General features: G+C 72.3%; 2 protein-coding genes. Both read left to right on the forward strand.

The features are described from left to right. Positions 1-189, forward strand: a 189-nt coding sequence (locus ACXJKL_RS21165) for a hypothetical protein (RefSeq protein WP_457208960.1), incomplete at its 5' end; no start/stop codon positions are given. Positions 190-257: 68 nt separating this feature from the next. Continuing rightward, positions 258-1,208: an ABC transporter ATP-binding protein gene (locus ACXJKL_RS21170; RefSeq protein ID WP_457208961.1), complete on the forward strand. Its 951-nt coding sequence runs from the start codon at positions 258-260 to the stop codon at positions 1,206-1,208. The last annotated feature ends 121 nt before the right edge of the window (positions 1,209-1,329 follow it).

The raw sequence follows: 1,329 nt of genomic DNA on the forward strand, positions 1-1,329 counted from the left end.
GACGTGACCATGTACGTGGACGGGGTCTTCCGCAGCAGGACTCGCAAGGCGACGGGCAACATCAACAACAAGAAGCCCTGGTCGATCGGCGGGAAGTTCGAGTGCAACACCGCCGACCCCACGGTGGGTGCCGACAGCTGCGACTACTTCCCGGGTGACATCGACTACGTGCGCCTGACGAAGGGCTGACCCGGACGATCCCACGAGGCAGCGGGCCCCGTCCGCTCCTCTTCGGGGTCGCTCAATAGACTTTCGAGGTGCCCGCCGAATCCCCTGCTCACGGCCCAGCCGTCGAGATCGACGGCCTGGTCATGCGGTACGGCGACAAGGTGGCCGTGGACGGCCTCTCGCTGCGCGTCGAGCGCGGGACGATCACGGCGGTCCTCGGGCCCAACGGCGCCGGCAAGACCACCACCCTCGAGACCTGCGAGGGGTACAGGCGTCCCCGGTCCGGCACCGTCCGGGTGCTGGGCCTGGACCCCCATGCCGACCGGCGCGAGCTGCTCCCCCGCATCGGCGTGATGCTGCAGGCCGGTGGGGCGTGGTCCGGCGTCCGGGCCATGGAGATGCTCGACCACGTCGCCTCGCTGCACGCGGACCCGTTGGACACCGCGATGCTCAGCGACCGGCTCGGGCTCGCCGAGTGCGGCAGGACGCCGTACCGGCGGCTCTCCGGCGGCCAGCAGCAACGGCTCGGACTGGCCATGGCCCTCGTGGGCCGCCCCGAGCTCGTGTTCGTCGACGAGCCGACCGCCGGGATGGACCCCCAGGCCCGGCGGGCCACCTGGGAGCTGCTCGAGGAGCTGCGCCGGGACGGCGTCACGGTCGTGCTGACCACGCATCACATGGACGAGGCCGAGCACCTCGCCGACACGATCCACATCATCGACCACGGCCGGCTGATCGCCTCCGGGTCGCCGACCGAGCTCACGAGCGGCGGCCGGTCCGCGACCATCCGCCTGGTGGTCACCCGACCCTTCCCCGACGGCGCCCCCGAGTCCCTGCGCGCCGCGCTCGGCCCCGAGGCCGAGGTCACCCAGCTCGACGCGGTCAGCATGCTCATCGCCGGACCGGCCGACGGCAGCACCCTGGGCACCGTCTCGGGGTGGTGCGAGCGCCACGACGTGCTGCCCGAGTCGCTGTCGCTCGGCCGTCGCACCCTCGAGGACGTCTTCCTCGAGCTCACCGGCCACGAGCTGGTGGGTTGAGCGCCCCCCAGATGGACACCCCACGCATGCACACCTTCACCCCGCGCCCCGGAGCCGCGCCCCTGCGCCGCCAGGTGGCCGCCCAGGCCCGCATGGAGTCGCGGCTGATGCTGCGCAACGG

This window comes from Nocardioides sp. P5_C9_2, assembly GCF_054049555.1.